Origin of the sequence: Staphylococcus auricularis (genome assembly GCF_051172115.1) — a bacterium.
GTDB lineage: Bacteria > Bacillota > Bacilli > Staphylococcales > Staphylococcaceae > Staphylococcus > Staphylococcus auricularis_A.
In genome coordinates this window covers 417926-444527 of sequence record NZ_JBPIZN010000002.1, presented here as the reverse complement: position 1 = coordinate 444527, position 26602 = coordinate 417926, and the positions used below count along the sequence as shown (strand labels likewise).

Annotated in this window: 23 protein-coding genes, 1 tRNA gene and 1 pseudogene; 4 read left to right on the top strand and 21 right to left on the bottom strand. The window is 39.3% G+C overall.

Annotated elements, in window-relative coordinates; translation table 11 throughout:
• Nucleotides 1-123 precede the first annotated feature (123 nt).
• The 8 genes from secG to ACSBRB_RS06235 all read right to left on the bottom strand — a co-directional run bounded on the left by secG (nt 124) and on the right by ACSBRB_RS06235 (nt 8268).
• On the bottom strand, nt 124-357 hold the full coding sequence (gene secG, locus ACSBRB_RS06270) for a preprotein translocase subunit SecG (protein WP_435032078.1): 234 nt from the start codon (nt 355-357) through the stop codon (nt 124-126).
• Nucleotides 358-421: 64 nt separating this feature from the next.
• Entirely contained in the window at nt 422-883 is a 462-nt protein-coding gene (locus tag ACSBRB_RS06265) for a hypothetical protein (protein ID WP_435032077.1), read from the bottom strand.
• Between the two features lie 259 nt (nt 884-1142).
• Nucleotides 1143-2447 carry a surface-displayed alpha-enolase gene (gene eno / locus ACSBRB_RS06260; RefSeq protein ID WP_435032076.1) on the bottom strand — a complete coding sequence of 435 codons (1305 nt, stop codon included), beginning with the start codon at nt 2445-2447 and terminating at the stop codon, nt 1143-1145.
• Between the two features lie 90 nt (nt 2448-2537).
• A complete protein-coding gene (gene gpmI / locus ACSBRB_RS06255) occupies nt 2538-4058 on the bottom strand; it encodes a 2,3-bisphosphoglycerate-independent phosphoglycerate mutase (RefSeq protein ID WP_435032074.1) in 1521 nt (506 codons plus the stop codon).
• 1 nt (nt 4059) lies between these two features.
• Nucleotides 4060-4821: a triose-phosphate isomerase gene (gene tpiA / locus ACSBRB_RS06250; protein WP_435032073.1), complete on the bottom strand. Its 762-nt coding sequence runs from the start codon at nt 4819-4821 to the stop codon at nt 4060-4062.
• A gap of 48 nt (nt 4822-4869) precedes the next feature.
• Nucleotides 4870-6060, bottom strand: a complete 1191-nt coding sequence (locus tag ACSBRB_RS06245) for a phosphoglycerate kinase (RefSeq protein ID WP_435032072.1) — start codon at nt 6058-6060, stop codon at nt 4870-4872.
• A 130-nt stretch (nt 6061-6190) separates the two neighbouring features.
• A complete protein-coding gene (gene gap / locus ACSBRB_RS06240; RefSeq protein WP_435032071.1) occupies nt 6191-7198 on the bottom strand; it encodes a type I glyceraldehyde-3-phosphate dehydrogenase in 1008 nt (335 codons plus the stop codon).
• Nucleotides 7199-7239: 41 nt separating this feature from the next.
• The gene (locus ACSBRB_RS06235; protein WP_107391890.1) at nt 7240-8268 is read right to left on the bottom strand and encodes a sugar-binding transcriptional regulator; all 1029 of its coding nucleotides are present in this window, start codon (nt 8266-8268) and stop codon (nt 7240-7242) included.
• Nucleotides 8269-8632: 364 nt separating this feature from the next.
• Between ACSBRB_RS06235 and ACSBRB_RS06230 the strand changes: the two genes are divergently transcribed.
• Nucleotides 8633-8878, top strand: coding sequence for a hypothetical protein (locus ACSBRB_RS06230; protein ID WP_435032070.1), 246 nt, complete (start codon nt 8633-8635; stop codon nt 8876-8878).
• Between the two features lie 134 nt (nt 8879-9012).
• Here ACSBRB_RS06230 and ACSBRB_RS06225 read toward each other — a convergent pair whose 3' ends face one another.
• Complete coding sequence (locus tag ACSBRB_RS06225; RefSeq protein WP_435032069.1) at nt 9013-9795, bottom strand: DUF4887 domain-containing protein; 783 nt, start codon at nt 9793-9795, stop codon at nt 9013-9015.
• 834 nt (nt 9796-10629) lie between these two features.
• On the opposite strand from ACSBRB_RS06225, the pseudogene ACSBRB_RS06220 reads away from it, so the two are divergent.
• Both ACSBRB_RS06220 and ACSBRB_RS06215 read left to right on the top strand, forming a co-directional pair.
• Nucleotides 10630-11525, top strand: a pseudogene (locus ACSBRB_RS06220) (TIGR01777 family oxidoreductase).
• Nucleotides 11526-11549: 24 nt separating this feature from the next.
• The gene (locus ACSBRB_RS06215; protein ID WP_435032068.1) at nt 11550-11738 is read left to right on the top strand and encodes a hypothetical protein; all 189 of its coding nucleotides are present in this window, start codon (nt 11550-11552) and stop codon (nt 11736-11738) included.
• A 298-nt stretch (nt 11739-12036) separates the two neighbouring features.
• On the opposite strand, the gene clpP is transcribed toward ACSBRB_RS06215, so the two are convergent.
• A complete protein-coding gene (gene clpP, locus ACSBRB_RS06210; protein WP_435032067.1) occupies nt 12037-12621 on the bottom strand; it encodes an ATP-dependent Clp endopeptidase proteolytic subunit ClpP in 585 nt (194 codons plus the stop codon).
• Nucleotides 12622-12767: 146 nt separating this feature from the next.
• On the opposite strand from clpP, the gene ACSBRB_RS06205 reads away from it, so the two are divergent.
• Nucleotides 12768-12839: transfer RNA gene (locus ACSBRB_RS06205), tRNA-Arg, on the top strand.
• 258 nt (nt 12840-13097) lie between these two features.
• Here ACSBRB_RS06205 and ACSBRB_RS06200 read toward each other — a convergent pair.
• The 11 genes from ACSBRB_RS06200 to uvrB form a co-directional block, all read right to left on the bottom strand.
• On the bottom strand, nt 13098-13343 hold the full coding sequence (locus ACSBRB_RS06200; protein ID WP_435032066.1) for a hypothetical protein: 246 nt from the start codon (nt 13341-13343) through the stop codon (nt 13098-13100).
• Nucleotides 13344-13513: 170 nt separating this feature from the next.
• Complete coding sequence (gene whiA / locus ACSBRB_RS06195; RefSeq protein WP_435032065.1) at nt 13514-14458, bottom strand: DNA-binding protein WhiA; 945 nt, start codon at nt 14456-14458, stop codon at nt 13514-13516.
• A 30-nt stretch (nt 14459-14488) separates the two neighbouring features.
• On the bottom strand, nt 14489-15493 hold the full coding sequence (locus ACSBRB_RS06190) for a gluconeogenesis factor YvcK family protein (protein WP_435032064.1): 1005 nt from the start codon (nt 15491-15493) through the stop codon (nt 14489-14491).
• Nucleotides 15480-16400, bottom strand: a complete 921-nt coding sequence (rapZ, locus tag ACSBRB_RS06185; protein ID WP_435032063.1) for an RNase adapter RapZ — start codon at nt 16398-16400, stop codon at nt 15480-15482. Before rapZ ends, ACSBRB_RS06190 begins: the two co-directional genes overlap by 14 nt.
• A gap of 384 nt (nt 16401-16784) precedes the next feature.
• Nucleotides 16785-17732, bottom strand: a complete 948-nt coding sequence (gene trxB / locus ACSBRB_RS06180; RefSeq protein WP_107391885.1) for a thioredoxin-disulfide reductase — start codon at nt 17730-17732, stop codon at nt 16785-16787.
• A gap of 66 nt (nt 17733-17798) precedes the next feature.
• Nucleotides 17799-19235, bottom strand: coding sequence for a tetratricopeptide repeat protein (locus ACSBRB_RS06175; protein ID WP_435032062.1), 1437 nt, complete (start codon nt 19233-19235; stop codon nt 17799-17801).
• A gap of 13 nt (nt 19236-19248) precedes the next feature.
• Entirely contained in the window at nt 19249-19728 is a 480-nt protein-coding gene (locus ACSBRB_RS06170; protein WP_435032061.1) for an acyltransferase, read from the bottom strand.
• 6 nt (nt 19729-19734) lie between these two features.
• The gene (gene lgt, locus ACSBRB_RS06165) at nt 19735-20577 is read right to left on the bottom strand and encodes a prolipoprotein diacylglyceryl transferase (RefSeq protein ID WP_435032060.1); all 843 of its coding nucleotides are present in this window, start codon (nt 20575-20577) and stop codon (nt 19735-19737) included.
• Nucleotides 20578-20582: 5 nt separating this feature from the next.
• Complete coding sequence (gene hprK / locus ACSBRB_RS06160) at nt 20583-21515, bottom strand: HPr(Ser) kinase/phosphatase (RefSeq protein WP_435032059.1); 933 nt, start codon at nt 21513-21515, stop codon at nt 20583-20585.
• Nucleotides 21516-21675: 160 nt separating this feature from the next.
• Complete coding sequence (uvrA, locus tag ACSBRB_RS06155; protein ID WP_435032058.1) at nt 21676-24504, bottom strand: excinuclease ABC subunit UvrA; 2829 nt, start codon at nt 24502-24504, stop codon at nt 21676-21678.
• Nucleotides 24505-24510: 6 nt separating this feature from the next.
• On the bottom strand, nt 24511-26493 hold the full coding sequence (gene uvrB, locus ACSBRB_RS06150) for an excinuclease ABC subunit UvrB (protein ID WP_435032057.1): 1983 nt from the start codon (nt 26491-26493) through the stop codon (nt 24511-24513).
• Between the last annotated feature and the right edge of the window lie 109 nt (nt 26494-26602).

Sequence of the window (26602 nt, the reverse complement as noted above, 5' to 3'; positions counted from 1 at the left end):
TTTCCAAGTCCTACCTTGCAACATTATCGCTGATTTTCTTTTTCACACTCAGTGACATCCTGTGTAATGATTACATTGATATGCTTGCTCTATCGTCTATCGCCATATCATCGCACTTTGAAATTAAAATCCGAAATAGCTAATCGCAATCATTAACAAGAAGAAAATGACGGACAATACAATTGTAACTCTATGCAAAAACAAATCGATACCGAGTTGTTTTTGTTTACCAAATAATTGTTCGGCGCCACCGCTTATCGCACCAGATAGTCCATTACTTTTACCTTCTTGGAGTAACACAACAGTGACTAATGCAATACAATCTATGATTAGTAAAACTGTAAAAAGTGTATGCATACATTTTGTCCTCCATTCATAATATACGCCCTGCATTATATCACATGCGATGGACAATTATCAATTATCTATTAAATATGCTTTTGCGTTTAACTGACACAACGACCATCCAAATCGCTAGAATGATAGAAACGGTTAACACGATAATAATAGGCATTGTCGCTAGCCATGTTTTTTGCGTGGCGATTGCACTTAACAACAAATTAAGATTGACTAGATTGGTTAATACGTTCGTAATATATACTACAAATAGGAACCACCACAAGTACATATGTCTGCTCCAAATTGCGAGGATCCCTGTCGCATACGCAATCGTGTACATGATACCTGTAAAGCGGAAGATGTTGATAATTTGACCTATCGCATTCTCTGTTGGTTTCTGGCTACTGTCTACAAGCATTTGTCTGACGACTTGATCATCTAACACGATAAATAAATGAATAGCCATTAATATCGCCATAATTAAAGACGCATATGCAATAAAATTACCTGTCTTTTCTTCTCTCGTTTTTTCGTTATTCTCCATTTGTGCAACAGGCCTTCCTTTCCGTAAACTACTCTCACTATTATAACAGTTTATCATTTAAAGATGAATGGTAAGCGTTATAGAAAAGGTGATGCATAGATTGATCCTGAAAAAGCGTCTTATTTCCCAGGAAATCAGTGAGATGAATGATGGCACCAAGCGTGCATCTCAAGCCGTCCAATTTACCAACACAAAAAGTCCCTACTAGGCAACCTAGTAGGGACTTGAGAATCATGTGCTAAACACTAAAACGAAGTGCTTATTTTTCTAAATTATAGAATGATTTAATGCCGTCGAATTTAGCTGTTTCGTATAATTCATCTTCAATGCGTAGAAGTTGATTGTATTTCGCAATACGGTCAGTTCTTGATAGAGAACCTGTTTTGATTTGACCCGCATTTGTCGCTACAGCGATATCAGCGATTGTTGTATCTTCAGTTTCACCTGAACGGTGTGAAACAACTGCTGTGTAACCTGCTTTTTGAGCCATTTCAATCGCATCAAATGTTTCAGTTAATGTACCGATTTGGTTCACTTTGATGAGGATTGAGTTACTGATACCTTTTTCGATACCTTCAGCTAATTTAGCAGTGTTTGTAACGAATAAGTCGTCACCCACTAATTGAACACGGTCACCGATGCGGTCAGTTAATAATTTCCAACCGTCCCAGTCGTTTTCGTCCATACCATCTTCAATTGTGATGATTGGGTAATCGTTTACTAATTTTTCAAGGTAATCCACTTGTTCTTCAGCGCTGCGTTTAGCACCTTGGTCTCCTTCGAATTTAGTGTAGTCATAAACACCATCTTCGTAGAATTCTGAAGAAGCACAGTCAAAGCCTAAGAATACGTCTTCACCTGGAGTAAGTCCAGTAGCTTTGATTGCTTCAAGAATTGTTTCTACAGCGTCTTCTGTACCTTTAAATTTAGGCGCAAAGCCACCTTCGTCACCAACTGCAGTTTCTAAGCCACGTGATTTAAGAATTGATTTTAAATTGTGGAAGATTTCTGCACCCCAACGTAGTGATTCTTTAAATGTATCTGCGCCTGTTGGTAAGATCATGAATTCTTGGAATGCGATTGGCGCATCTGAGTGAGAACCACCGTTAACGATATTCATCATTGGTACTGGTAATTGTTTACCATTGAAACCACCGAAATATTTATAAAGGGGTTGGCCTAAGAAGTCAGCAGCAGCACGGGCAACAGCGATAGAAACACCAAGAATAGCGTTCGCACCGAGTTTACCTTTGTTTGTTGTACCGTCTAATTGGATCATCATTTTATCAAGAGAAACTTGATCTAATGCTGAGAATTCACCTTCTAAGATTTCTGGAGCGATGAGTTCGTTCACGTTATCTACCGCTTTAGTCACACCTTTACCAAGATAACGGTCTTTATTACCGTCTCGAAGTTCGACTGCTTCATGTTCACCTGTAGAGGCACCTGATGGTACAAGTGCACGACCAAATGCACCGCTTTCTGTTAATACTTCAACTTCAACAGTTGGGTTACCACGTGAATCAAGGACTTCACGTGCATATACGTCTGTAATAATTGGCATAATATCATTCTCCTTATATAAATAGTTGAATCAGCTATTTCAATTTTATTATAGCTTGCTCATGTTGAGATACAAAACAATTGATTGAGATTATTCGTGATTGATGAGTGATTCGCCTGTCATTTCTGCTGGTTGTGCTACTTGCATTAAGTCTAATAATGTCGGTGCTAAATCACCAAGGCGTCCTGTTTCACGCAATGTGACACCATCTTTTGTCACGATGACTGGTACAGGATTTGTTGTGTGTGTCGTCATCGGTTGATCATCATCGGTTAAGACCATGTCTGAGTTACCGTGGTCTGCTGTGATGATGGCATAACCATCCATGTCTAAGATTTTATCAACGACTTCACCTAAGCATTCGTCAACCGCTTCAATCGCTTTAATTGTCGGTTCTAACATACCACTGTGGCCGACCATATCAGGATTAGCGAAGTTGAGTAAAATGAGGTCTAAATCACCTTTGTCTAATTCTTCTAATAGTGCATCTTTAACTTCATATGCACTCATTTCTGGTTTCAAATCATACGTAGCGACTTTAGGTGAATCAATCAAACGTCTACGTTCACCTTCAAATGTGTCGTTACGACCACCACTCATAAAGTAAGTCACGTGTGGATATTTTTCTGTTTCTGCGATACGCAATTGTGTTAAGCCGTTATCTTGAGCGACTTCACCAATGGTATTCACTAAATCAATTTTTTCAAATACGATCGCTGCATCGACATCATCGTTGTATTTTGTAAATGTCGCATAGTATAAGTCATTCACTTGTTCGACGTTAAAGCCATCGAATGCTTTATTCGTAAAGATTTCTGATAGTTGAGCAGCTCTGTCTGGACGGAAATTATAGAAAATGACTGCATCTCCGTCATTCACACCGTTATTTTGCCCATCAACGATGAACGGTTCGACAAATTCATCTGTTAAATCGTTATCGTAATTGGCTTCTACACCTGCTTTGGCAGATTCGTATACCGGTCCGTCAAAGTTGCGAATAGCGTTATAAGCGCGTTCTTCGCGTTCCCAACGTTTATCACGGTCCATCGCATAATAACGACCAGAGACAGATGCGAATTGTCCGATGCCAAGTGCTTCGAATTGTGCTTCTGTTTCTTCGATATATTTGAGTGCTGATTTTTGATCGACGTCACGACCATCTAGGAACGCATGTACGTACACTTGAGACACGCCGCGTTGTTTCGCTAATTTCAATATCGCGAAAAGATGTTTATAGTGACTATGAACACCGCCATCTGATAATAAACCAAATACGTGAAGTGCTGAGTCATGATCAAGTACGTGATCCATCGCTTGATTAAGCACACCATTATCAAAGAACTCACCGTCTTCAATCGATTTATTAATACGTGTCAAACTTTGGTAAACAATGCGACCTGCACCAATGTTCATGTGTCCTACTTCTGAGTTACCCATTTGGCCTTCAGGTAACCCTACATCTAAACCACTTGCTTCGATTTGAGTTGTAGGAAATGCATTATAATATCTGTCAAAGTTAGGTTTATGCGCTTGTTTCACAGCGTTCCCATGTTCGCTTTCTCTATTCGCAAAACCATCCAAAATAATGAGTGCAGTAGGTTGTTTCGCCATGTTATTTTGCACCTTCTAACAATTGTACGTAGTCTTCAACTTTAAGTGAAGCTCCGCCAACTAACGCACCATCGATATCATCTTGACCCATGTATTCTTTAATGTTGTTAGGTTTTACGCTACCGCCGTATTGAATGCGTGTTTCATTTGCAACTGCTTCACTAGCGATGTCAGCGATTGTTTGTCTTACAAATGCACACATTTCGTTAGCATCTTCAGCGTTAGATGATTTACCTGTACCGATTGCCCATACTGGTTCATAAGCGATGATGACTTGTTTCAATTGATCTTCAGATAAGCCTTCAACCGCTTTTTTCACTTGGTTACCTACAACTGTGTTAGCTTCACCATTTTCACGTTGTTCATTCGATTCACCGACACAGATAATTGGAGTCATACCATGATCGAAGACCGCATGTGCTTTTTTATTTACTTCTTCATCCGTTTCGTGGAAGATGTCACGGCGTTCTGAATGGCCGATGACTACATATTGTACACCTAAATCTGCAAGTGCAACGGGTGATGTTTCGCCAGTAAATGCACCGCTTTCTTCAAAGTACGTATTTTGTGCGCCGATTTTTAATCCTTCTGCTTTTCCTTCTTTCACGAGGTTGACCAATGCATCTAATTGGATTGTTGGTGCACAAATCACAGATTCCACTTCGTTTGTATCTGGTAATTCAGGTAATGCGTTGATGAAATCTTTTGCCTCTTGCACCGTTTTGTTCATTTTCCAGTTACCTGCGATAATTGGTTTTCTCATTCTAAACACTCCTATAAGTTAGAATTTTATTGTTCCATCGTAATGCGATTATTTTTCAGAAATTGAATCAATACCTGGTAAGTCTTTACCCTCTAAGTATTCTAATGAAGCACCGCCACCTGTTGAAATGTGACTGAAGTCATCTTCGTAACCGAGTGAAATCGCTGCTGCTGCAGAGTCACCACCACCGATAATTGTGTTGGCATCTTTCAACTCAGCAATTGCTTCGCAGACACCGATTGTACCTTTCGCAAAGTTACTGAATTCGAAGACACCCATAGGTCCGTTCCATACAACAGTGTGTGCACCTTGTAATTGTTCTTTGAATAAGTCAACTGTCTCTGAGCCCACGTCCATCGCTTCTTGATCAGCAGGGATTTCGTCAGTAGAAACGACTGTGATTTCAGCGTCATTTGAGAATTCTTTTGCGACTTTACAGTCAACTGGTAACACGATTTGGTCGCTGTATTGATCTAATAAATCTTTCGCAAAATCAATTTTGTCTTCCTCTAATAAGGATTGGCCAATTTCTTTACCTTGTGCTTTTAGGAAGGTATATGCCATACCGCCACCGATAAGTACTTTATCTGCGATTTGAAGTAAGTTTTGGATGACACCGATTTTGTCTGAAACTTTTGCACCACCAAGGATGGCTACAACCGGTTTATCTGGTGATTCTACAACGCCGCCAATATATTGAATTTCTTTATCCATTAAGTAACCTGCTGCTGTCTCTAAGTGTTTCGCAATACCAACATTAGATGCGTGTTCACGGTGTGCAGTACCAAATGCGTCGTTTACAAATACGTCACCTAATGATGCCCAATATTCACCTAATTCTGGATCGTTTTTAGATTCTTTTTTACCATCTAAGTCTTCGAAACGTGTATTTTCAACGAGTAATACGTCGCCCGCTTCAAGTGCTTGGATAGCAGATTCTAATTGTTCACCGCGTGTCGCAGGTACAAATTGGACGTCTTTCTCTAATTTATCTGATAAATCTTTTGCGACAGGGGCTAATGTTAATGATTCTTTGTCACTTTCTTCTTTCACTTTACCTAAATGAGAGAAGAGTACGACTTTACCACCTTGTTCAATGATGTATTTAATCGTTGGTAATGCTTGTACAATACGGTTGTCGTTTGTGATTTCTCCGTCTTTCATCGGCACGTTAAAATCAGCACGTACTAAAACGGTTTTGTCCTTCAACTCTAAATCAGAAACAATTTTTTTGGCCATACATTTTTCCTCCTCTAAATGCAATCTAAAGTAAAATAAGCGGAGAAGCGTTTGTGCTCCCCGCTTACTCATTAAGCTTACCTTATCCAATTACAGCACAATTAAATCATTATTTATTGTTGCGAATCTCTTATTTAGCTTGAGTAGCTAAGTGTTCTAATGTACGAACTAATTGTGCAGTGTAAGACATTTCGTTATCGTACCATGCAGCAACTTTGATTAATTGGTGATCGCCAACAGTCATGACACGAGTTTGAGTTGCATCGAATAATGAACCGTAAGTCATACCGATCACGTCAGAAGAAACGATTTCGTCATCTGTGTAACCGAATGATTCAGTTGATGCATTTTTCATTGCGTTGTTTACGTCTTCGATTGAAACATCTTTTTCTAATACAACTGTTAATTCTGTTAATGAACCAGTAGCAACTGGGACACGTTGTGCACCGCCGTCTAATTTACCATCGATTTCAGGGATAACTTTACCGATAGCTTTTGCAGCACCTGTTGAGTTAGGGATGATGTTTTGTGCAGCTGCACGTGCACGGCGTTTGTCACCTTTTTTGTGAGGTGCATCTTGTGTATTTTGGTCACCAGTGTATGCGTGGATTGTAGTCATAAATCCTTCTACTAAACCGAATTCATCGTTAAGTACTTTAGCTACGGGTGCTAATGAGTTAGTTGTACATGAAGCACCTGAAACCACTGTTTCTGAACCATCAAGTGTATCGTGGTTTGTGTTATAAACAATTGTTTTAACGTCACCTTTAGCTGGTGCAGAGATTAATACTTTTTTAGCACCTGCTTCGATGTGTGCTTCTGCTTTTTCTTTGTCTGTGAATAAACCAGTACATTCAAGTACCACGTCGATATCTAAGTCTTTCCAAGGTAATTTGCTTGGATCTGGTTCGTCGAATGATTTCACTTCTTGACCATTAACGCGGAAACCGCCTTCTACGATTTCAACTTCGCTTGTGAAACGACCTTGCATTGTGTCGTATTTTAATAAGTGTGCTAACATATCATCATCTGTTAAGTCATTGACTGCTACTACGTCAATGCCTTCAACATTTTGAATTCTTCTGAATGCTAAACGACCAATTCTACCAAAACCATTAATTGCTACTTTTACTGCCATGATACATGGCCTCCTTTAAAATGATATTTAAAAAGTGTATGTCACTTCTTATTACTGACTTCTGTGATGACCTTTGCTGCGCTCTCATCTGTGATAAGCACGGTGTTCTTAGGTGCAATCGTTAAATACGCTTTAATTGCTTCACCTTTGGATTTGCCTCCTGCTGCTGCGAAAATATACGCTTTCGACTCTAAATCTTCGAGTTGTAATCCAATGGTTTTCACTTTATGAACAATATGTCCTTGTTCATCAAAGTAATACCCAAATGCTTCTCCCACAGCATGATGATGTTGAAGTTTCTCAAGGACATCTTGAGAACTGTGACGTTGACGCGCGATCTTCAGCGCATCACCAATGCCGTGAATCGTAATGTTGGATTGTTTGATAATGTCTAATGTATGCAACACGGAAGGTTCTTGCATGAGATTGTCATATGTCGTTTCGCTCACATTATCCGGCACGTATAGTGTGGTGTAATCACCACTCGTTTGTTCTGCCATACTCGCCACGATGGTGTTCGCTTGAAAAACGACATTCTCACCAAGTCCACCTCTTGCAGGTACGAAGAAAACGTTGGCGTTTTGACGGTGCATCGCGTTACTCACATAAGCCATTGTTGAGCCACCCGTTACGGAAATAATGGCATCATCATAGAACTTATCTTCGAGTAATTGTCCCGCTTGGGTTGCGAGCTCTGTCTTCACCGTCTGTTCGATATCTGCATTACCTGGAACGACGTAAACATCTTTAATGTCGTATTGCTCTTTCACGCGTTGTGCAAGCTGTTCATTATCAGAATACACATTGAAAAAGCGCGCGAGTTCTTGAACAATCGTCTCACCTTGAGATGTAATTTCCATTCCAGTCGGTTTAACTTTAATCAAATCTTGTTGCTTTAACAAATCTGTCTCAGTACGGAGGACACGTTCTGTTAATGCGATCGTTTCACTCAAACTACGTCGGCCGATCGGTTGTTCTTGTTTAATAGTAGTGAGAATTGAAAAACGTCTATACATTTTTTCAACAAGTTCTGGAACCAATTGTTGCTGAAGCCGAATCAAATCTTTCACTACTATCCTCCTCCGTTCTTAAATAAGTGAAAGGGTCATGCTTTAACCACAGATTGACCTTTTTCGTCCCTCGTGGGACAAAAAAATATAACCTCTTTCATCTGTCATATTACTATTAAGCTTTCGAAATTGCAAGAAATAATGTCAAAATTGTCACAAATACCTTGTGCTAGGCATTTTTATCGATGTATGAACACATCGGTAATGTTTTACCCAGATAGGTTGAGCATTAATCATCTTTACTGTAGATGGCTTTATAGAGGCGTTTGATGTGGGTATTTGTACTATTTCATTCGCTTATATTTTGCGCTAAATGGTTTGAGAAGATAAGATATAAGATGAGTATGTAAGGAGGCACAACATTATGTCTGAGAATAAAGAACCAGAAGTCCTTGATCCAGATGATCGTGACTATAAAGACGATGATTACTTCGAACGACAAACGCATCCCGCATATGATTATCACGATCCACATCGTCACGTTTATCAACGCCACGTCTCATTCGGGTGTGGGCCTTTTGGTTGCGTGACAGGATGTTTATTCTGGATTATGATATCCATGCTGTTGTCACTCATCCTCACTTGGTTAGCGAATATGATTTTTTGGTGAGATGATGCACTTGTAAGATTTGGGATCTTCTGTAGAGGTTTATCATACAAATCGCAGTCTCGGTAAAAATAGCTTGATATAAAGAAAGTAGCGGATGACAAACCTTTTTGAGGGCGCCATTCGCTACTTTTTTATCATTCGTTACTATCTTGTCCACTGTTATTGTTGGATTGGTTACTACCACTTGATTGATTACTGCTACGTTGTTGAGACTGTGGTGACTGTTGTGTTTGCTGATTAGATGATTGTTGAGATGAATTATTTTGTTGTGATTGTTGTGTTGATGGTTGTTGTTGTGTCTGTTGTGAACTTTGAGCTGATTCTCTTGAAGGTTCACTCGTTTGTCTTTGTTGTGTAGTTTGTTGTTCTTGCGTACTAGGTTCTTGTTTAGACTGTTGTGTTTTAGGCTCTTTGGATTGTTCTTCAGTGCTTGGTTGCTGTTCTGTTGAACGTTTCTCACGTGTGCGCTCTTCTGAAGTTCGTTGTTGCGTTGTTTTCGGTTCTGAAGTTCGTTGTTGCGTTGTTTTCGGTTCTGAAGTTCGTTGTTGTTGCGTTTGTTGTGTCTGCTGAGTTTGCGGAGCTTGTTGTGTTTGTTGAGTCTGTTGCGTTTGTTGCGCAGTTTGTTGTGTTTGTTCCGTAGACGGTTGCTTACTTTTTTCTTCAGTTGATTTCTTATCTTTGTCCTTATCTTTATCTTTGTCTTTGTCTTTATCTTTGTCGTTGTCTTTTTGTTTTTGTTCTTCTTTTTGTTTATCCGCTAAACGTTCTTGGCTTTTGTTAGAATTATCAACGAACGCAAAAATCGCAAATGTTAATCCACCTAATAAGATTAAAACGATAATCGCACTAACAATTTTGGCGAAACCGCTCATCTTTTTATTGGATCCATTATCATAGTCATGTTTTTGATTAGGCATATACTCCCTCACTCCATATACGGTTCATTACTTATTTCCACAATATGAACATTTCATTTCAAATCTATATTTTACACTATTTATCTATCATAAAACATAAATTTGCTGCACGACAGTGTATTGTCTGGTCCCTGTTTAATGGTTACGTTATCGTGTGCATATCTTAGATACTTAAGTTAATATTAAGCCAAATGACGTCCTCTTTTCAACCGAATTACTATAACTTCATATTTTTATGAAATAGGTTGTTTGAAATTATTGGCGTGACATCAGCTTTTGGTGAAAATTAATCCACAGTTAAATTTTCCCATAAAAAAAGTTAGATGATGTAATGACTTCATACATCTCTAACAGTCATGTCATTTATCTTTATATAGAACTTCACTTATCAATTATGTCAAAATATTGTAAGCTTTTCATTTAAGTTAACGATTACTCTAAATGGTATAAATATAGAGGATGCGTTAATATAATAGAAGAGGTCGAGACAATAGCGTTTACAAGCGATGTGGCAACGAGCAATTTAATGTTGCCTTCTCATTGATTCAGAAGTAGCGAACAACTGAATCAATATTGCTCTTCGAATAACGTGAATCATTCCCCAAGGCATAAACGTTTAGTGTCTCAACCCCATTTAACGGGAGTTAAAAACAGTCTTCGGATAACCGTCTGATACGATTGCTATGCGAAGACATCTCTATTATAACGTAAATATCAAATTTTGATAGCCCTTGAAGGCATAACTTAATGACATATTAATGACTAATTACGTTTTACATGGAATTTGAAATCATCATTACTAGCAATGATAAGACATTTTATAGAGGTGAAGTTATGAAACACTATTTAATTACAGGTGGTACAGGGTTAATCGGTCGTCGTCTCGTTAACGTACTTAAAGAAACGGACGCCCATCTCACTATCTTAACGCGTAAAGATAGAAAGAGTGAGCATCCAAAGATCACCTATATCAACTGGCAACAAGCTGGATGGCAAGACGAAGTACCTGACATAGATATTGTTATCAATCTAGCGGGTGAATCGTTGAACCAACGTTGGACACCAGGAGCGAAACGCAATATCATGCTTAGCCGTCTGAAAGCGACACAAGCGCTCTACGATTTATTTGCTCACGTACACACAAACCGAGCACGTTGTTCAATGCAAGTGCAATCGGCTTTTATAAACCAGATTTAACGCGTACATACACAGAACTCTATCGCACTCAGCCCTTTGATTTCTTATCAGATGTCGTCTATCAATGGGAACGTTTAGCGCGTCAATTTGAGGCGTTCGGTACACGCGTCGTAATCGGTCGTTTTGGTATCGTTCTCGCAAACGAAGGCGGCGCTTTTCCAATGATGAAACTACCTTATAAGCTGTTCGCTGGCGGAAAATTAGGTTCAGGTAGACAATGGTATTCATGGATTCACATTACTGACTTGATCCGTGCCATTTTATATACGGTGCACGAACCTTTTGCACAGGGCGTATTTAATATGACAGCCCCAATTCCTGAAAGACAAAATTTATTCGGCTATACATTAGGTAGAAGTTTAAATCGACCTCACTATAGTTGGGTCCCCACTTTTGTGTTGCGGACGATACTCGGTGAGATGTCGACTGTGTTAGTAGATACCCAAAAGGTACTACCCAATCATTTACAAGCGATTGACTTTAACTTTGTCTATCCGAACCTCAAAGTCGCACTCGATTCATTAACAGCATAAAACTTATAATTGAAGGATGATTAGATGCAATCGGATACCTTTACACACATATTAATGTTGTGTTGCAGTATACTCTTAATCGTGAATGGCATGCTTTCGTTTGCCTCATCAGGTCCAGCGATCTTGATGTCTAGTCTATTTATCATTATTGGCTTAGGCTTATTGCTCGTGTCATTGCGACTCATCATACAACATCATGCACATAAACAATAAATTAAAATCAAAGCAACTTTATTCGTTTTTATACTTTTTTCAGCAGTTTTAATATATGATGATTCATAGGCGCAATATGTCTCCTTTATTTTATTGTTTAGTCACTTAAAATGTTAGAGACATTTGCGCTTTTCGTGTATTGAAAAGTGGGATGACTTTTTGTCATCCCACCACAAAAGATGAAGACCCATTAAAATGTAGGGAAACGAGATCCCCCCTATCATAAAAGTTCTGAAACAATAAAAAACTACCTACAACATATCTTGCTGTAGGTAGTTTTCTTCATCTTCATTTTTTATTATTTTTCTGGAGCCATAACTTCATCGATTAAGCCATATTCTTTTGCTTCTTCAGCAGTTAAGAAATTATCACGATCTGTGTCACGTTCAATTGTTTCAATAGATTGACCTGTACGTTCAGCAAAGATTTTATTTAATTTTTCACGTGTTTTAAGAATATGGTTCGCAGCAATTTCAATCTCTGTAGCTTGACCTTGCGCACCGCCTAATGGTTGGTGAATCATGACTTCCGCATTTGGTAACGCGAAACGTTTACCTTTAGCGCCAGCAGTGAGCAAGAATGAGCCCATTGAAGCCGCCATACCAATACAGATTGTTTGTACATCTGGTTTAATGTGTTGGATAGTATCATAAATCGCAAAACCAGCTGTCACACTGCCTCCTGGAGAATTAATATATAGATAGATATCTTTTTCAGAATCTTGAGCTTGTAAGAATAGTAATTGAGATACGATTGAGTTTGCGACATTATCATCAATTGGTGAACCTAACATGATAATACGGTCTTTTAATAAACGAGAATAAATATCGTAAGCACGTTCACCACGATTTGTCGTTTCAATTACTGTAGGAATTAAGTTCATGAATATATGCCTCCTTGATTGTAACTATTAATGATATTGTATAATAAAAGTCAAAAATGGTCAAAACATTTAGTTTGTCTGTTTTAATATTTAGTTATTGACCCAACTTAACAATATTTGTAAACTAGTATTGTTGTTTGTTTTTACCCCTCGTAGTGTAATGGATAACACATAAGATTCCGGTTCTTAGGATAGGGGTTCAATTCCCTTCGAGGGGATCATCTATTTTCTCATATAGCCTAAAACCTTGATATTACAGGGCTTTAGGCTTTTTATTTTGTAGCAAAATATAGGGAAACCGAACGGAAATGACGCAAAACTGACGCAAAAAACATCCTTTCGAAAGTGTCATACTAGTTTTTGAATGAAGCTGAAACCCATGAATGCCCAGGGTTTCAGCTTTTTTATTTTCAAATAAAGATGCAGAAAATGTTTTTTCATAACATAAGCGTTCGATCGTAAATCCGCTGTGTCAGTTAATCATCGTCTCGTCTAATTACGAGCACATAAATAAATGTGATGAGCGAAAGTATAACACCTAATGTGATGACTCCATTGGCAGTCGTATCATCAAATAGATGAATCACATCTAATTTACCTAAAGTGTCATAAACTACGTTATTAGATAACTCTGCATCAATAAAGCTTAACATCAGTGCGGTGATGAACGTTCCCACTAGCACGATGAGCGCATCTTTAATGGCAAATAACAGTTTACGCAATGGTTACCCTCCCTAATTCAAAAAATAATCATTTTAGCTTTCATCTGTATTTATCTCTCTTAACAAATTTGTCATTAATCATACCATGAGCCCTAGAAAAAAGTAAAAAACACAGATTTTACTAATCTTAAAAATCTGTGTCTCAACCTTTTATATTTTTTCATTTGTGGTTAAAGCTCAACGCGTTCACCATTACGTATTTTATCGGCGAGTTCATTCAGCTTACGCAATCTGTGATTCACACCTGATTTAGAAATTTTGCCTGTCGACATCATTTCACCTAATTCTTTTAGTGAAATTTCTTGATGTTCGACTCTCAGTTTCGCAATTTCTCTCAACCGGTCTGGTAGATTATCAATACCGATTTCTTCGTCTATCAACTGAATGCTCTCGACTTGGCGCATCGCCGCGCTCACCGTTTTATTCAAATTCGCTGTTTCACAATTCACGAGACGGTTCACCGAGTTACGCATATCACGCACGATGCGAACGTCTTCAAATTTTAACAGTGCTTGGTAGCCACCGATTAAACTTAAAAAGTCTGAGATACGTTCAGCCTCTTTGAGATACGTGATGCTACCTTTTTTACGTTCAATGTGTTTCGCATTGAGGTCGTATTCGTTCATCACTTTCGTTAAACCTTCTGAGTGATTTTCATAAAGTGAGAAGATCTCGAGATGATACGAAGACGTCTCAGGATTGTTCACAGAACCGCCAGCTAAAAAGGCACCACGTAAATAACTCCGCTTCATCTCATCATCTTGAATCATCGCAGGATCAATGTCATGCGTGAACACACCGTCTTTCAAAATACCCAAATCATCTAAGATTTCACGCGCGCGCATTTTGATGCGGCATATATAAATATTGTTTTTCTTTAATTTCATCTTTTTACGTACTAAGATTTCAACATCTACATCAAACACTTTTTTAATTAATGAATAGATGCGTCGTGCGGTTGTCGCATTTTCGGTTTGTACGTTAATAATAAATTGTTGATTGGACAGACTGAGCGCGCCATTCATCCGGATAATGGCACTGAGTTCTGCACGGCCATTCGGCACATCAACTTCGATTCTCGTCAATTCATTTTTCATATCTGATGCAAAGCTCATCGTCCGATCAACCTCCTTACTTTCTATATTTTAACGGCGTTTGTTTTTGCCTTTATTACGCTCGAATTCAATTGTACTTGTTTCTTTCAAGGCAATTTCATAAATCATTTTCGCGAGTACATCCGTATTATGTCTGACATAGTACTCTGGCGTAATTTGAATTAAATCTGGATGTGATACGACTTCGATCCCTGCTGCTTCTAAACGAGCTTGATCGGGTTCAGGTGGGACACCGTTTCGTTGTTTATAGCGTTCTAACACAACTTCATCAAAATCTTGCGTATTACAAATGACATAATCCACAAATGATTGGTTCACATGACGATGTAACGCATTCACGTGATCATAAGCAGTATAATCATTCGTTTCTCCAGACTGAGTCATGACGTTCGCCACATAGAGCTTCGGTGCGTCACTTTGAACGACCGCATCCGCAATGCCTTTGACACAAAGGTTAGAAATGACACTCGTATAGAGTGAACCAGGTCCGAGCACAATAAGGTCTGCTTCTTTCAACGCTTCGACCGCTTCTTCCATCGGTTGTACATCTTCAGGTTCTAAAAATACGCGCTCAATTCGTTTATTTTTCTTAGGAATTTCAGATTCACCGCAGACGATTTCACCATCGGTCATGACCGCATTTAATCTCACACTTGAATTGGTAGATGGAATGACCTGACCTTTGATGTTTAAGATTTCGCTGAGTTCCTTCACCGCATGACCAAAATCGTCACTGATGTTTGTGAGTGCCGCAATAATTAAATTGCCGAGCGAATGGCCTCCGATTTGATTTTCTTTAAATCGATATTGAAAGAGCTTTTCGAGTGTAGGTTCTGTTTCACTGAGCGCTGCAATAACGTTTCTAATGTCTCCAGGAGCTGGTATATCCATTTCACTGCGAATTTTACCCGTACTGCCTCCATCATCAGAAACGGTCACGATGGTCGTGATATCGATTGGAAAATTTTTCATCCCTCTCGCTAACACTGATAGCCCTGTACCGCCACCGATAAGTACAATTTTAATTTGTTTCATGTTTCTCTCCACTTTCTATGTGCATATCACGGTGATGCACGTATACATTATAATCAAAACGACCTCTCAAATCTTCAGCAATTCGTTTTGCCAATGCGACTGAACGATGCTGTCCTCCTGTACAACCCATTGCGATAACGAGCTGAGATTTACCTTCTTTTTTATATCCTGGAATCATAAATTGAAGTAAATCGATGAGTTTGTCGTAAAATACTTGTGTTTCATTCCACTTCATCACGTAACCATAAACATCTTTATCTTCACCGGTTAAAGGTCTAAGTTCTTCAACATAGTATGGATTAGGTAAAAATCTTACATCAAATACCAAATCGGCATCGATTTGAATTCCATGTTTAAATCCAAAGCTTGTCACTTGGATACTAAATGCTTCTTGATGATCTTTATTAAAATAATCCCCAATACATTGGCGCAATTCCTTTGTGGTCATGCCTGTGGTATCAATCGTGTAATTCGCGATACTCTTCACTTTATCGAGTAACGTGAGCTCTTCTTCTATCGCTTTGACGAGTGATTTACGTCCTGTGCGATTCAATGGATGTGCGCGACGTGTTTCTTTATAACGAGAGATTAAACGTTCCGTTGTCGCTTCGATAAACATGACATCAAGCTCAACGTCATCATGGTTTCTAATCTCGTCTAACTCTTTGAGCAGTGATTGGAAGAATTCTTTACCTCTTAAATCGATCGCAATCGCGACCTTTTGTAGAGAAGGGTTGCCTTGTTCCATCAGCTCTACAAATTTAGGTAGTAGAATGGGCGGCAAATTGTCGACACAGAAATAGCCGTTATCTTCTAGGCTTTGAATGACGACAGATTTACCTGCACCTGATAAACCTGTTACAACTAATAATTCACTTTTCACTTTTTCATTTTCCTCAGATTGCATATCCACACCGTCCATTGTATATTGATCCGCGTTAAAACATCATGCATCGTTAAAAACTGTTTGCTACGTGATGTGTTGTCAATGTGATCTTGTTTGATACATCTCATATTATGAACTTATTATCACTCATATTCTACATGAAAATACTGCAAGAAAATAGTTAAAACGATTTTTAATAAAAACGACTAAGGCGTTACGCGTAGTTTTTGGTCTACGCTGTTGTTGCCTTAGTCGTCCATACTCAAGTTATATATCATCTGTTATAAAGATTCCCGTGACTGGCCTTGTTCCCTATAGCCTCATGTGAGATTACTGGAATTCATTTTCCAACCGGTCGCGCTTCAACCTGGTCTTCACTCATCTCGTGTTCATTTCAAGTGTGACTTATTCTGCAGCTGCTTTATCTTTAATTGCTTCAATGTAAGCAATCGCACTTTGTGCAGCGATACTACCGTCACCTGTTGCTGTAACGATTTGACGTAAGCCTTTATCACAAACATCACCTGCTGCGAAGATACCAGGGACGTCTGTGCTCATGTCACTTTTCGCTGAAATGTAACCGACTTCGTTTGTAATGCCTAAGTCTTGGAATGGTTCAGTTAATGGTTTCATACCAATGTAAACGAACACACCATCTGCGTCAAGTGTTTGTTTAGATCCGTCTTTCGTTGAAACAAGTGTCACTGAGCCTACTTTGCCATCTTTTTCATTGATGGATTCAAGTGTGTGACTCCAGATGAAATCAATTTTTTCGTTTTTGAATGCACGGTCTTGTAAGATTTTTTGTGCACGTAATTCATCACGGCGGTGAACGATGGTTACGCTATCCGCGAATTTAGTTAAGAATGTACCTTCTTCTACGGCTGAGTCGCCCCCACCGATAACGAATAATTTTTTCCCTTTAAAGAATGCGCCATCACATACAGCACAATAGCTTACGCCACGGCCACCAAGTTCTTCTTCACCCGGCACACCGATTTTTTTGTATTCAGCACCTGTCGCAATGATGACTGCGTGTGCTGTAACATCGTCATTACCAAGGTGTATTACTTTGTAGTCACCTTTGTCTTCAATAGATTTGATATCTCCGTATTGATATTTCGCGCCGAATTTTTTAGCGTGCTCAAACATTTTAGTTGAAAGATCTGGACCGCTAATCATTTCAAAACCAGGGAAGTTTTCTACCTCTTCTGTATTCGCCATTTGACCGCCTGGCATACCACGTTCAATCATTACTGTTGATAAGTTTGCGCGAGATGCATATACCGCTGCAGTCATACCTGCTGGCCCTGCGCCTACAATCGCAACATCAAAATCCACTTGTTCAGCCATGTTAAATTGCCTCCTCGTTCGTAGTCATTATGGCGTATTATATAACAATACACACCTTACTGAAACTTATATGCTCAACAAATAGTCTACCATTTTATTCAATTGATACATTGAAATATCAAATTCCTCAGTCAGTTGTTTTTTCGTCATTTTACGCTCATCTTGTTGGTAGAAAAGATAGATAAATGCTGCAACGTAAGGTGTCACTTGTTCTAAATCTGCTTTGTCATCGATAATGGCTTCTGCTTGATCAATCCATGCCACCAACAAATCTTCCTCATCTGTGAACTCATCATTTTCATAGATCGTTACTAAACCGCGATGAATGAAATCAATCTTCGTTAATTTCAAACCTTGGATTAAGTAAGATAAATATAATTTTTCATAGTCACCCATTGATTCTAAGATCGACCAGATCTCTTCTGTCATCAACACTTCGCGGCCTTTTAATTGGTTTAACAAGAAGATTCCATACAAACGGTAATGACTATCATCAGACATTAAGTATGGCATGATGTGTAAGTTAAAGAAACTCTTGCTTTGTTCAATGATCCAAGGTGGGAAGGCAATGTGTATCGGTGTGAGTCGTCTGAGTTTACTCCAATACATTTCACTGTCTTCAACGTTGCCTAAATAGTAGCTGTTGAAACTCAATGCATTAAAGAGCTGTAAGGATTGGAATTTACCTTTTTTATAAAGTGGAAGTAATAGTTGTTGTGATGCTTCGTATTCTTTCAAGTAACTAAGTACAATCCCTACTTTGAAAGATTCATCATCATTCATCGGTGCGACTTTTTTCAAAATGTTTAAGTACTTCGGAGCTTTTTCGTCTTTGATATTGTGGAGTAATAACGTGTAATGGCAAAGTGCGTTGACATCTGTACTATCTTCAGCAAGTAGTGACTCGAGGATGGTTTTCGCCATGTCATATTCGCTTAAATATAAGTAAATCATCGCTAATAGATTGCGGATGATACGATGTGTCTTGATCTCTTCTTCTTGATCTAGCAAGTATCTGCGTGCTTCAGGCAATCGACCTTGTCCAAATAAATATTGGAAAATGATCTGAACCGCAAACAAGCGACTTTCTGTTTCTATTTTCTGAGGTGTGTGGTATCTCACCTCAAACATGCTCTCAAGTTCTGCTTGATAGTCCTCATCACCGGATACGATGACATAATTTATGCCGAAGAGAAATGCTTTATTCGGATCATTCAGATCAATATTAAGTTGACTGAGTTGGTAATAACTTTCTTCGACATAGCGTTTATTGACGATATTTTCGAAGTAAATATTTTCAGCTTGACTGCTTTCACCGTTATGAACTAAGCAGGTACTATATTTGACTTGTGCATCTAAATCTTGAGGTGACGAGTCCAGCACTTTTTTAAAATAAGTGGCTGCTTTTTTATAGTCTTGTTGCAAGTAACGTTGCTCAGCCATTTTGCGGTAAAAATCTGTGTCTAGGGTCATGGAAATTACATTATGATGTTGTTGTGCCATCATCGTCACCACCTTATCTTTGTTTAAATTGCATTGGGTTTCCGTATGCGAGTGTATCATCTGGCACATCTTTCGACACGATGGTACCTGCCCCAATCCGTACCCGATCTCCAATCGTGACACCAGGTAAGATGGTCACATTTGCCCCAATCATCGTATGGTGCCCAATGTGAACGGGTCCTGTGCGGAAAGATTCAACTAAATATTCATGTGTTAATATCGTTGTATTATACCCTACAATACTATTTTCGCCAACGGTAATCAATTCCGGGTACAATAAATCTGGCACGACTTTAAAGGCAAAAGCAGCACGCTCACCTAAAGTCATATGCAAGACATTTCGAAATAGCCAATGCTTCAACTTCACGTTTGGGATATAACGTGCCACTTCAATCACACAAGTTTGTTTGAATAACTTCAACGGACTGATGTAATGGTACATATCCCATAATGTATTAGGCTTTTTCGCTTTCGTCTCTTTTAAATTTCTCATCTGTCATCACTTCTCTTGCGCATTTTTTGACCATGGGAGAGGTCCCACTGCTCGATATTGAGGTGCGTTGTAACGAACGCGACGAACAACCATAATGACGATACCGATGACGATTAAAATGACTGAAACGACTTGAGCGACGCGAATATTTTCTGTCAACATCAAGCTATCTGTACGTAATCCTTCGACAAAGAAACGGCCGACAGAATACCAGATTAAGTAAAGACAAAATGTATCGCCGACGCGTAAATATTTACGGCATGTGATTAAAATGACAAAGCCAAGCACATCCCAAATCGATTCATAAAGGAATGTAGGGTGGTAATATTGTCCTTCAATATACATGTTGTTGATAATGAAGTCTGGTAAATGGAGATTTTCTAAAAATGAACGTGACACGGGGCCGCCGTGTGCTTCATGGTTCATAAAGTTACCCCAACGGCCGATTGCTTGCCCTAAGATCATACTCGGCGCAACCACGTCACCGATTTGAAATGGATTAATGTTTTTAATCTTACAAACGATGAGGCCCGTAATAAAGCCACCGATCAATCCACCATGTATCGCTATGCCGCCATTCCATATTTTAATGATCTCCCCTGGATGCTCGGCATAATATGGAAATTGGAAAATGACAAAATATATTCTCGCTGCAAGAAAGCCGAAAATAGCTCCCCAAAAGATAATATCTACTAATGTGTCGGTATGATATCCAATACGTTTAATACTCGCTTGTGCGATGAAGTACCCAAGTAAAATACCGCATGCGATGATGATGCCGTACCATCGTACTTCAATCGGTCCGAGTTGAAACGCCACCGGATCTATGTAACCTAGCGTTAAATTCATGACTTCTACCCCTCATCTTTTTGACTGTTGCGCTTAATTTCTGCGTTCAATCGCTCGTTAAAATCTTCAGCTGTATTAATACCCATGATATTTAAGCGATAGTTCATCGCTGCTACTTCTATGATAACCGCAAGATTACGTCCAGGTCGAACTGGAATCGTTTTTTTCGTAATTTCTGTATCCAGAATGCGCAATGTTTCTTCATGTAGGCCTACTCTGTCATAGAGTTTGTCTTTATCCCAATTTTCTAAGTTAATATTGAGACGTATTCTCTTTTCTGTCAAGACGGAACCTGCGCCAAACAATGTCATGACATTGATGATACCTAATCCTCGAATTTCTAATAAGTGTTTGATTAACTCAGGTGGTCGACCTACGAGTTCATCTTTCGTGATTTCTCTAATCTCTACGTTGTCATCAGCGACGAGTCTGTGTCCGCGCTTCACTAATTCAAGTGCGGTTTCACTCTTACCGATACCGGAATCACCTGTGATTAACACACCAATTCCGTAGATATCGACGAGCACACCGTGTAGCGACGTAGAACGCGCGAGTTCATGTTCTAAAAATGTAGTTAATCGACTCATCAATTGTGTCGTTGGCACATCTGAGCTGACGAGCGGTGTATCGAGCTCTTTCGCTGCTGCTAATAATTCATCAGGGGGTTCTAATCCTCTCGTTACGATAATGGCTGGCGTTTCTGGTTGGCATAGTTTGCGCATACGCCCTTTACGTTCTTCATCAGGTAATAAGTTGAAGAAGGACAATTCGGTTGTTCCAAGTAGTTGTATACGGTCTGATGCATAGTGCGAGAAATAACCCGCCATCTCTAGACCTGGACGAGAAATATCTGCATTCTTAATCGGTTTCGTCAAACCGCCTTCTCCAACTAATAGTTTCAAGTCAAATCTATCTATGATACTTTTTGTTGTTAACATAGCACACCTCAATTAAATTGACATACTTCCATTATGATAACATCATATCAAATTTTAATGCTATAGGTATTCTATCACGTTAATCATTTTCGAAATAAAAAAGTGAGCTTCAGCCGTTTAACTTTCATGTGCTCAAGCTCACTTTCATTTCATATTTACTTTACTTATCTCGTTCTAACACAGGTTTTAAATATTGACCTGTGTAGCTTTCAGGCACTTCTGCGATTTCTTCTGGGGTACCCGTCGCAACAATAGTACCGCCACCTTCACCGCCTTCAGGTCCTAAATCGATAATATAGTCTGCTGTTTTGATGACATCTAAATTGTGTTCGATAATCACGACGGTGTCACCATTTTCAACTAAACGATTTAGCACTTTCAATAAGCGGCTAATATCATCTACGTGGAGTCCTGTTGTCGGTTCGTCCAAGATATAAATGGAACGACCAGTAGAACGTTTGTGGAGTTCAGACGCTAATTTCACACGTTGCGCTTCCCCACCTGATAGCGTTGTCGCAGATTGACCGAGTTTCACATAACCTAATCCAACATCTACAAGTGTTTTCAGTTTGCGATAGATTTTCGGTACATTTTCAAAGAAGTTCATCGCTTCTTCAGCACGCATTGCAAGGACGTCGGCGATATTTTTACCTTTATAAGTCACTTCTAACGTTTCCCGATTATAGCGCGTACCGTCACACACTTCACATGGCACGTACACGTCAGGCAAGAAGTGCATTTCGATTTTGATGATACCGTCACCTTTACAAGCTTCACAGCGGCCACCTTTCACGTTGAAACTGAAACGGCCTTTTGAATAGCCTCTGATTTTCGCTTCGTTTGTTTGAGCAAAAATATCACGAATATCGTCAAAGACACCTGTATACGTCGCAGGGTTTGAACGCGGCGTACGTCCAATCGGTGACTGGTCAATATCAATGATACGTTCTAGTTCATCGATACCTTCTACAGCATCACAATCCCCTGGTTTCACTTTAGAATTGTTGATGCTTTTCGCTAAAGATTTATAGAGCACTTCGTTGACGAGTGAACTTTTACCAGAACCAGAAACTCCTGTCACGACCGTCATTGTAGAAAGTGGCACAGAGACATCTACATCTTTTAAGTTATTGCTGCGCGCACCTTTGATATCAATCGTACGATCTGTAGCTTCACGTCGATGTTCAGGTACTTCAATGCGTTTTTTATTGCTTAGATATTGTCCAGTTAAGGAATGCGTATTTTTCATCACTTGTTTTGGCGTACCGCTTGCGACGATTTCACCACCGTGATCACCTGCACCTGGACCTACATCAACAAGGTAATCCGCTTCACGCATCGTATCATCGTCGTGTTCTACGACAATCAGCGTATTTCCTAAGTCACGCATTTCTTTTAATGTTTGAATTAAGCGATCATTGTCACGTTGATGTAAACCGATGGACGGTTCATCGAGTACATATAGGACTCCAGATAAGCGTGAACCGATTTGCGTTGCTAAACGGATACGTTGTGCTTCCCCACCAGACAATGTGCCTGAAGGACGTTCAAGTGTAAGATATTCGAGACCCACATTATTTAAAAATTGTAAGCGTGAAATGATCTCTTTTAAGATTTGTGTGGCGATTTGCATATCTTGATCGGATAGTTCTAGATTTTCAAAATAATCGAGCGCATCTTTAATGGAATAAGCAACGATTTCTCCGATATTTTTCTCTCCCACATAGACAGAGAGTGCTTCTTTACTTAAACGTTGACCATGACATGTTTCACAAGGGAGTTCGACCATGTATTTACTCATCATTTCACGTGTATATTCTGATGGTGATTCATGGTAACGACGATCAATATTATTTACAACCCCTTCGAATGGCATCGTACGTTTACGTGTTTGGCCATTACGTTGTTTGAACGTAAACTCGATTTGTTTGTCACCTGAACCATACATAAGGATATTTTTCTGACGATCCGTCAATTTCTTATACGGTTTGTCCATGTTGATTTTGTAAACTTCACATACACGTTTTAATAGTGTTGGGTAAAAGTCTGAACTTGTCGGTTCCCAAGGGACGATGGCGCCTTCATTAAGGGTTAATTTGTCATCAGGTACAACAAGGTCGAGATCGACATTAAGTTTTTGGCCGAGACCATCACATGTCGGACATGCACCAAATGGGCTGTTAAAGCTAAACATACGAGGTTCTAATTCACCGATAGAAAAACCACAAATTGGACACGCATGGTTTTCAGAGAATTTCATGTCTTCTCCATCGATGACATCTACGACGAGATTACCTTCTGAAAGTGAAAGCACGGTTTCGATAGAATCTGCAAGACGTGATTCAATGCCTGATTTTACAACAAGTCGATCGACCACGACTTCAATCGTATGGTTTTTGTTTTTATCGAGTTCAGGTACTTCATTAATATCAACAATCTCGCCATCTACACGTACACGTACGTAGCCTTTCTTACTGATGTCTTCGATGAGCTTTTCATGTGAGCCTTTACGGTGTGATACAACAGGTGCGAGTAATTGAATTTTTGTACGTTCTTCAAGCTCTAAAATGCGGTCCACCATTTGTTGTACTGTTTGAGATTCGATTGGAATATGATGGTACGGACAATACGGCGTACCAACACGCGCATAGAGTAAACGAATATAGTCGTAAATCTCTGTTACAGTCGCAACTGTTGAACGTGGATTTTTGCTTGTTGTTTTTTGGTCGATAGAAATGGCAGGTGAAAGGCCTTCAATGGTGTCGACATCTGGTTTGTCCATCTGCCCTAAAAATTGACGTGCATAGGCACTCAATGATTCAACATAGCGGCGTTGACCTTCTGCGTAAATCGTATCAAAGGCTAATGAAGATTTACCTGAACCAGAAATACCGGTCATGACAATTAATTTATTTTTAGGTATTTCAATATCTACACCTTTTAAGTTATGGGCACGTGCCCCTTTCACTACAATGGATGGTTGTTTCATACTTGGTCACCCTTCTGCTTTTAATTCGAATAACATATCTCTGAGTTCCGTAGCTTTTTCGAAATCTAAGTCTTTCGCTGCTTGTTTCATTTCTTTTTCTATATTATCAATCGTTTTTTCACGTTCTTTTTTCGTCATTTTCTTAGGTACTTCTGTTTGTTGTTTTTCGTTTGTATCGTCACTTTCAACGGTTGCACTAATCACATCATGAATTTTCTTATTAATAGTTGTTGGTGTGATGTTGTGCTCTTCGTTATAAGCCATTTGTATTTTACGACGACGTTCGGTTTCATCGATCGCATATTGCATTGAGTCCGTCACTTTATCACCATACATGATAACCTTACCTTCACTGTTACGTGCGGCACGACCAATGGTTTGGACGAGTGAACGATCTGACCGTAAGAAACCTTCTTTATCGGCATCTAAAATCACGACGAGTGACACTTCAGGAATATCAATCCCTTCTCTAAGCAAGTTAATTCCTACGATGACGTCATACGTACCCATTCTTAAGTCACGAATGACTTCAATCCGTTCTAGTGTCTTAATTTCAGAGTGGAGGTAGTTAACTTTGATACCCGCTTCTTTCATATAAGTCGTTAAATCTTCACTCATTTTTTTCGTTAACGTTGTGACGAGGACACGTTCATTGCGTTCGATGCGTGCTTGAATTTCGTCGAGTAAGTCATCGATTTGATTTTCAGTAGGTCGTACTTCAACTTTCGGATCGAGTAAGCCGGTTGGACGGATGATTTGTTCGACCATTTCATCTGTGTGTTCTAATTCGTAAGGACCTGGCGTAGCAGAGACATAAACGAATTGTTTTGTTTTCTCTTCGAACTCTTCAAATTTAAGCGGTCTGTTATCTAATGCACTTGGAAGACGGAAGCCATGATCTACAAGCACTTGTTTACGTGCTTTGTCCCCATTATACATACCTCTTATTTGCGGTAGTGTAACATGGGATTCATCGATCATTACGAGCCAGTCATCACCAAAGTAATCTAATAATGTATAGGGTGTGGAACCCATAGGACGTAGTGTTAAGTGTACGGAATAGTTCTCTATACCCGAACAGAAGCCCATTTCACGCATCATTTCTAAATCGTAGTTTGTTCGTTGTTCTAGACGTTGCGCTTCGAGTAATTTATTTTCACCACGTAATTCTTCCAAGCGTTCTTCTAATTCACTTTCAATACGTTGAATCGCTGACTGCATTTTTTCATCACGGGTAACGAAGTGGGATGCCGGGAAGATCGCAAAGTGTTCACGGTCTCTTAATACTTCACCAGTTAAGTAGTTCACTTCGCGAATGCGGTCAATTTCATCACCGAAGAATTCAACACGAATACACATTTCTTCGCGTGACGCTGGGAAGATTTCAACGACGTCCCCTCGCACACGGAATGTCCCACGTCTAAAGTCAATGTCGTTACGTGTATATTGTACGTCGACTAATTTACGTAATAATTCACTGCGGTCCATTTCCATACCGACACGTAAGCTTACAACTAAATCACGGTATTCTTCTGGGTTACCTAAACCGTAAATACAGCTGACACTCGCAATGATAATGACGTCATCACGTTCGAATAACGCACTCGTTGCGGAGTGACGTAATTGGTCAATTTCGTCATTGATTGACGCATCTTTTTCAATAAATGTATCCGTGGAAGGTACATATGCTTCTGGTTGATAGTAATCATAATAGCTGACAAAGTATTCCACTCTATTTTCAGGGAAGAATTCCTTAAACTCACTATAGAGTTGACCAGCTAATGTCTTGTTATGTGCGATGATTAATGTAGGTTTCCCTACTTTTTTAATCACGTTACTCATCGTAAATGTCTTCCCTGTACCAGTGGCACCGAGCAACGTTTGATGGCGTTTACCTTGCTTTACGCCTTCCGCAATTTTATCGATGGCTTGCGGTTGATCCCCTTGAGGTTCAAACTCTGATTCTAACTTAAAAGGATAATGTTCCATATAAAATGATGCCCCCTACGATTATGATTCATCTTTCAAATTGAACTCTTTATACAATCTTGTGGTCATGTTACGCGCTATTGTCCATAATTTTATCTATATTGTATCA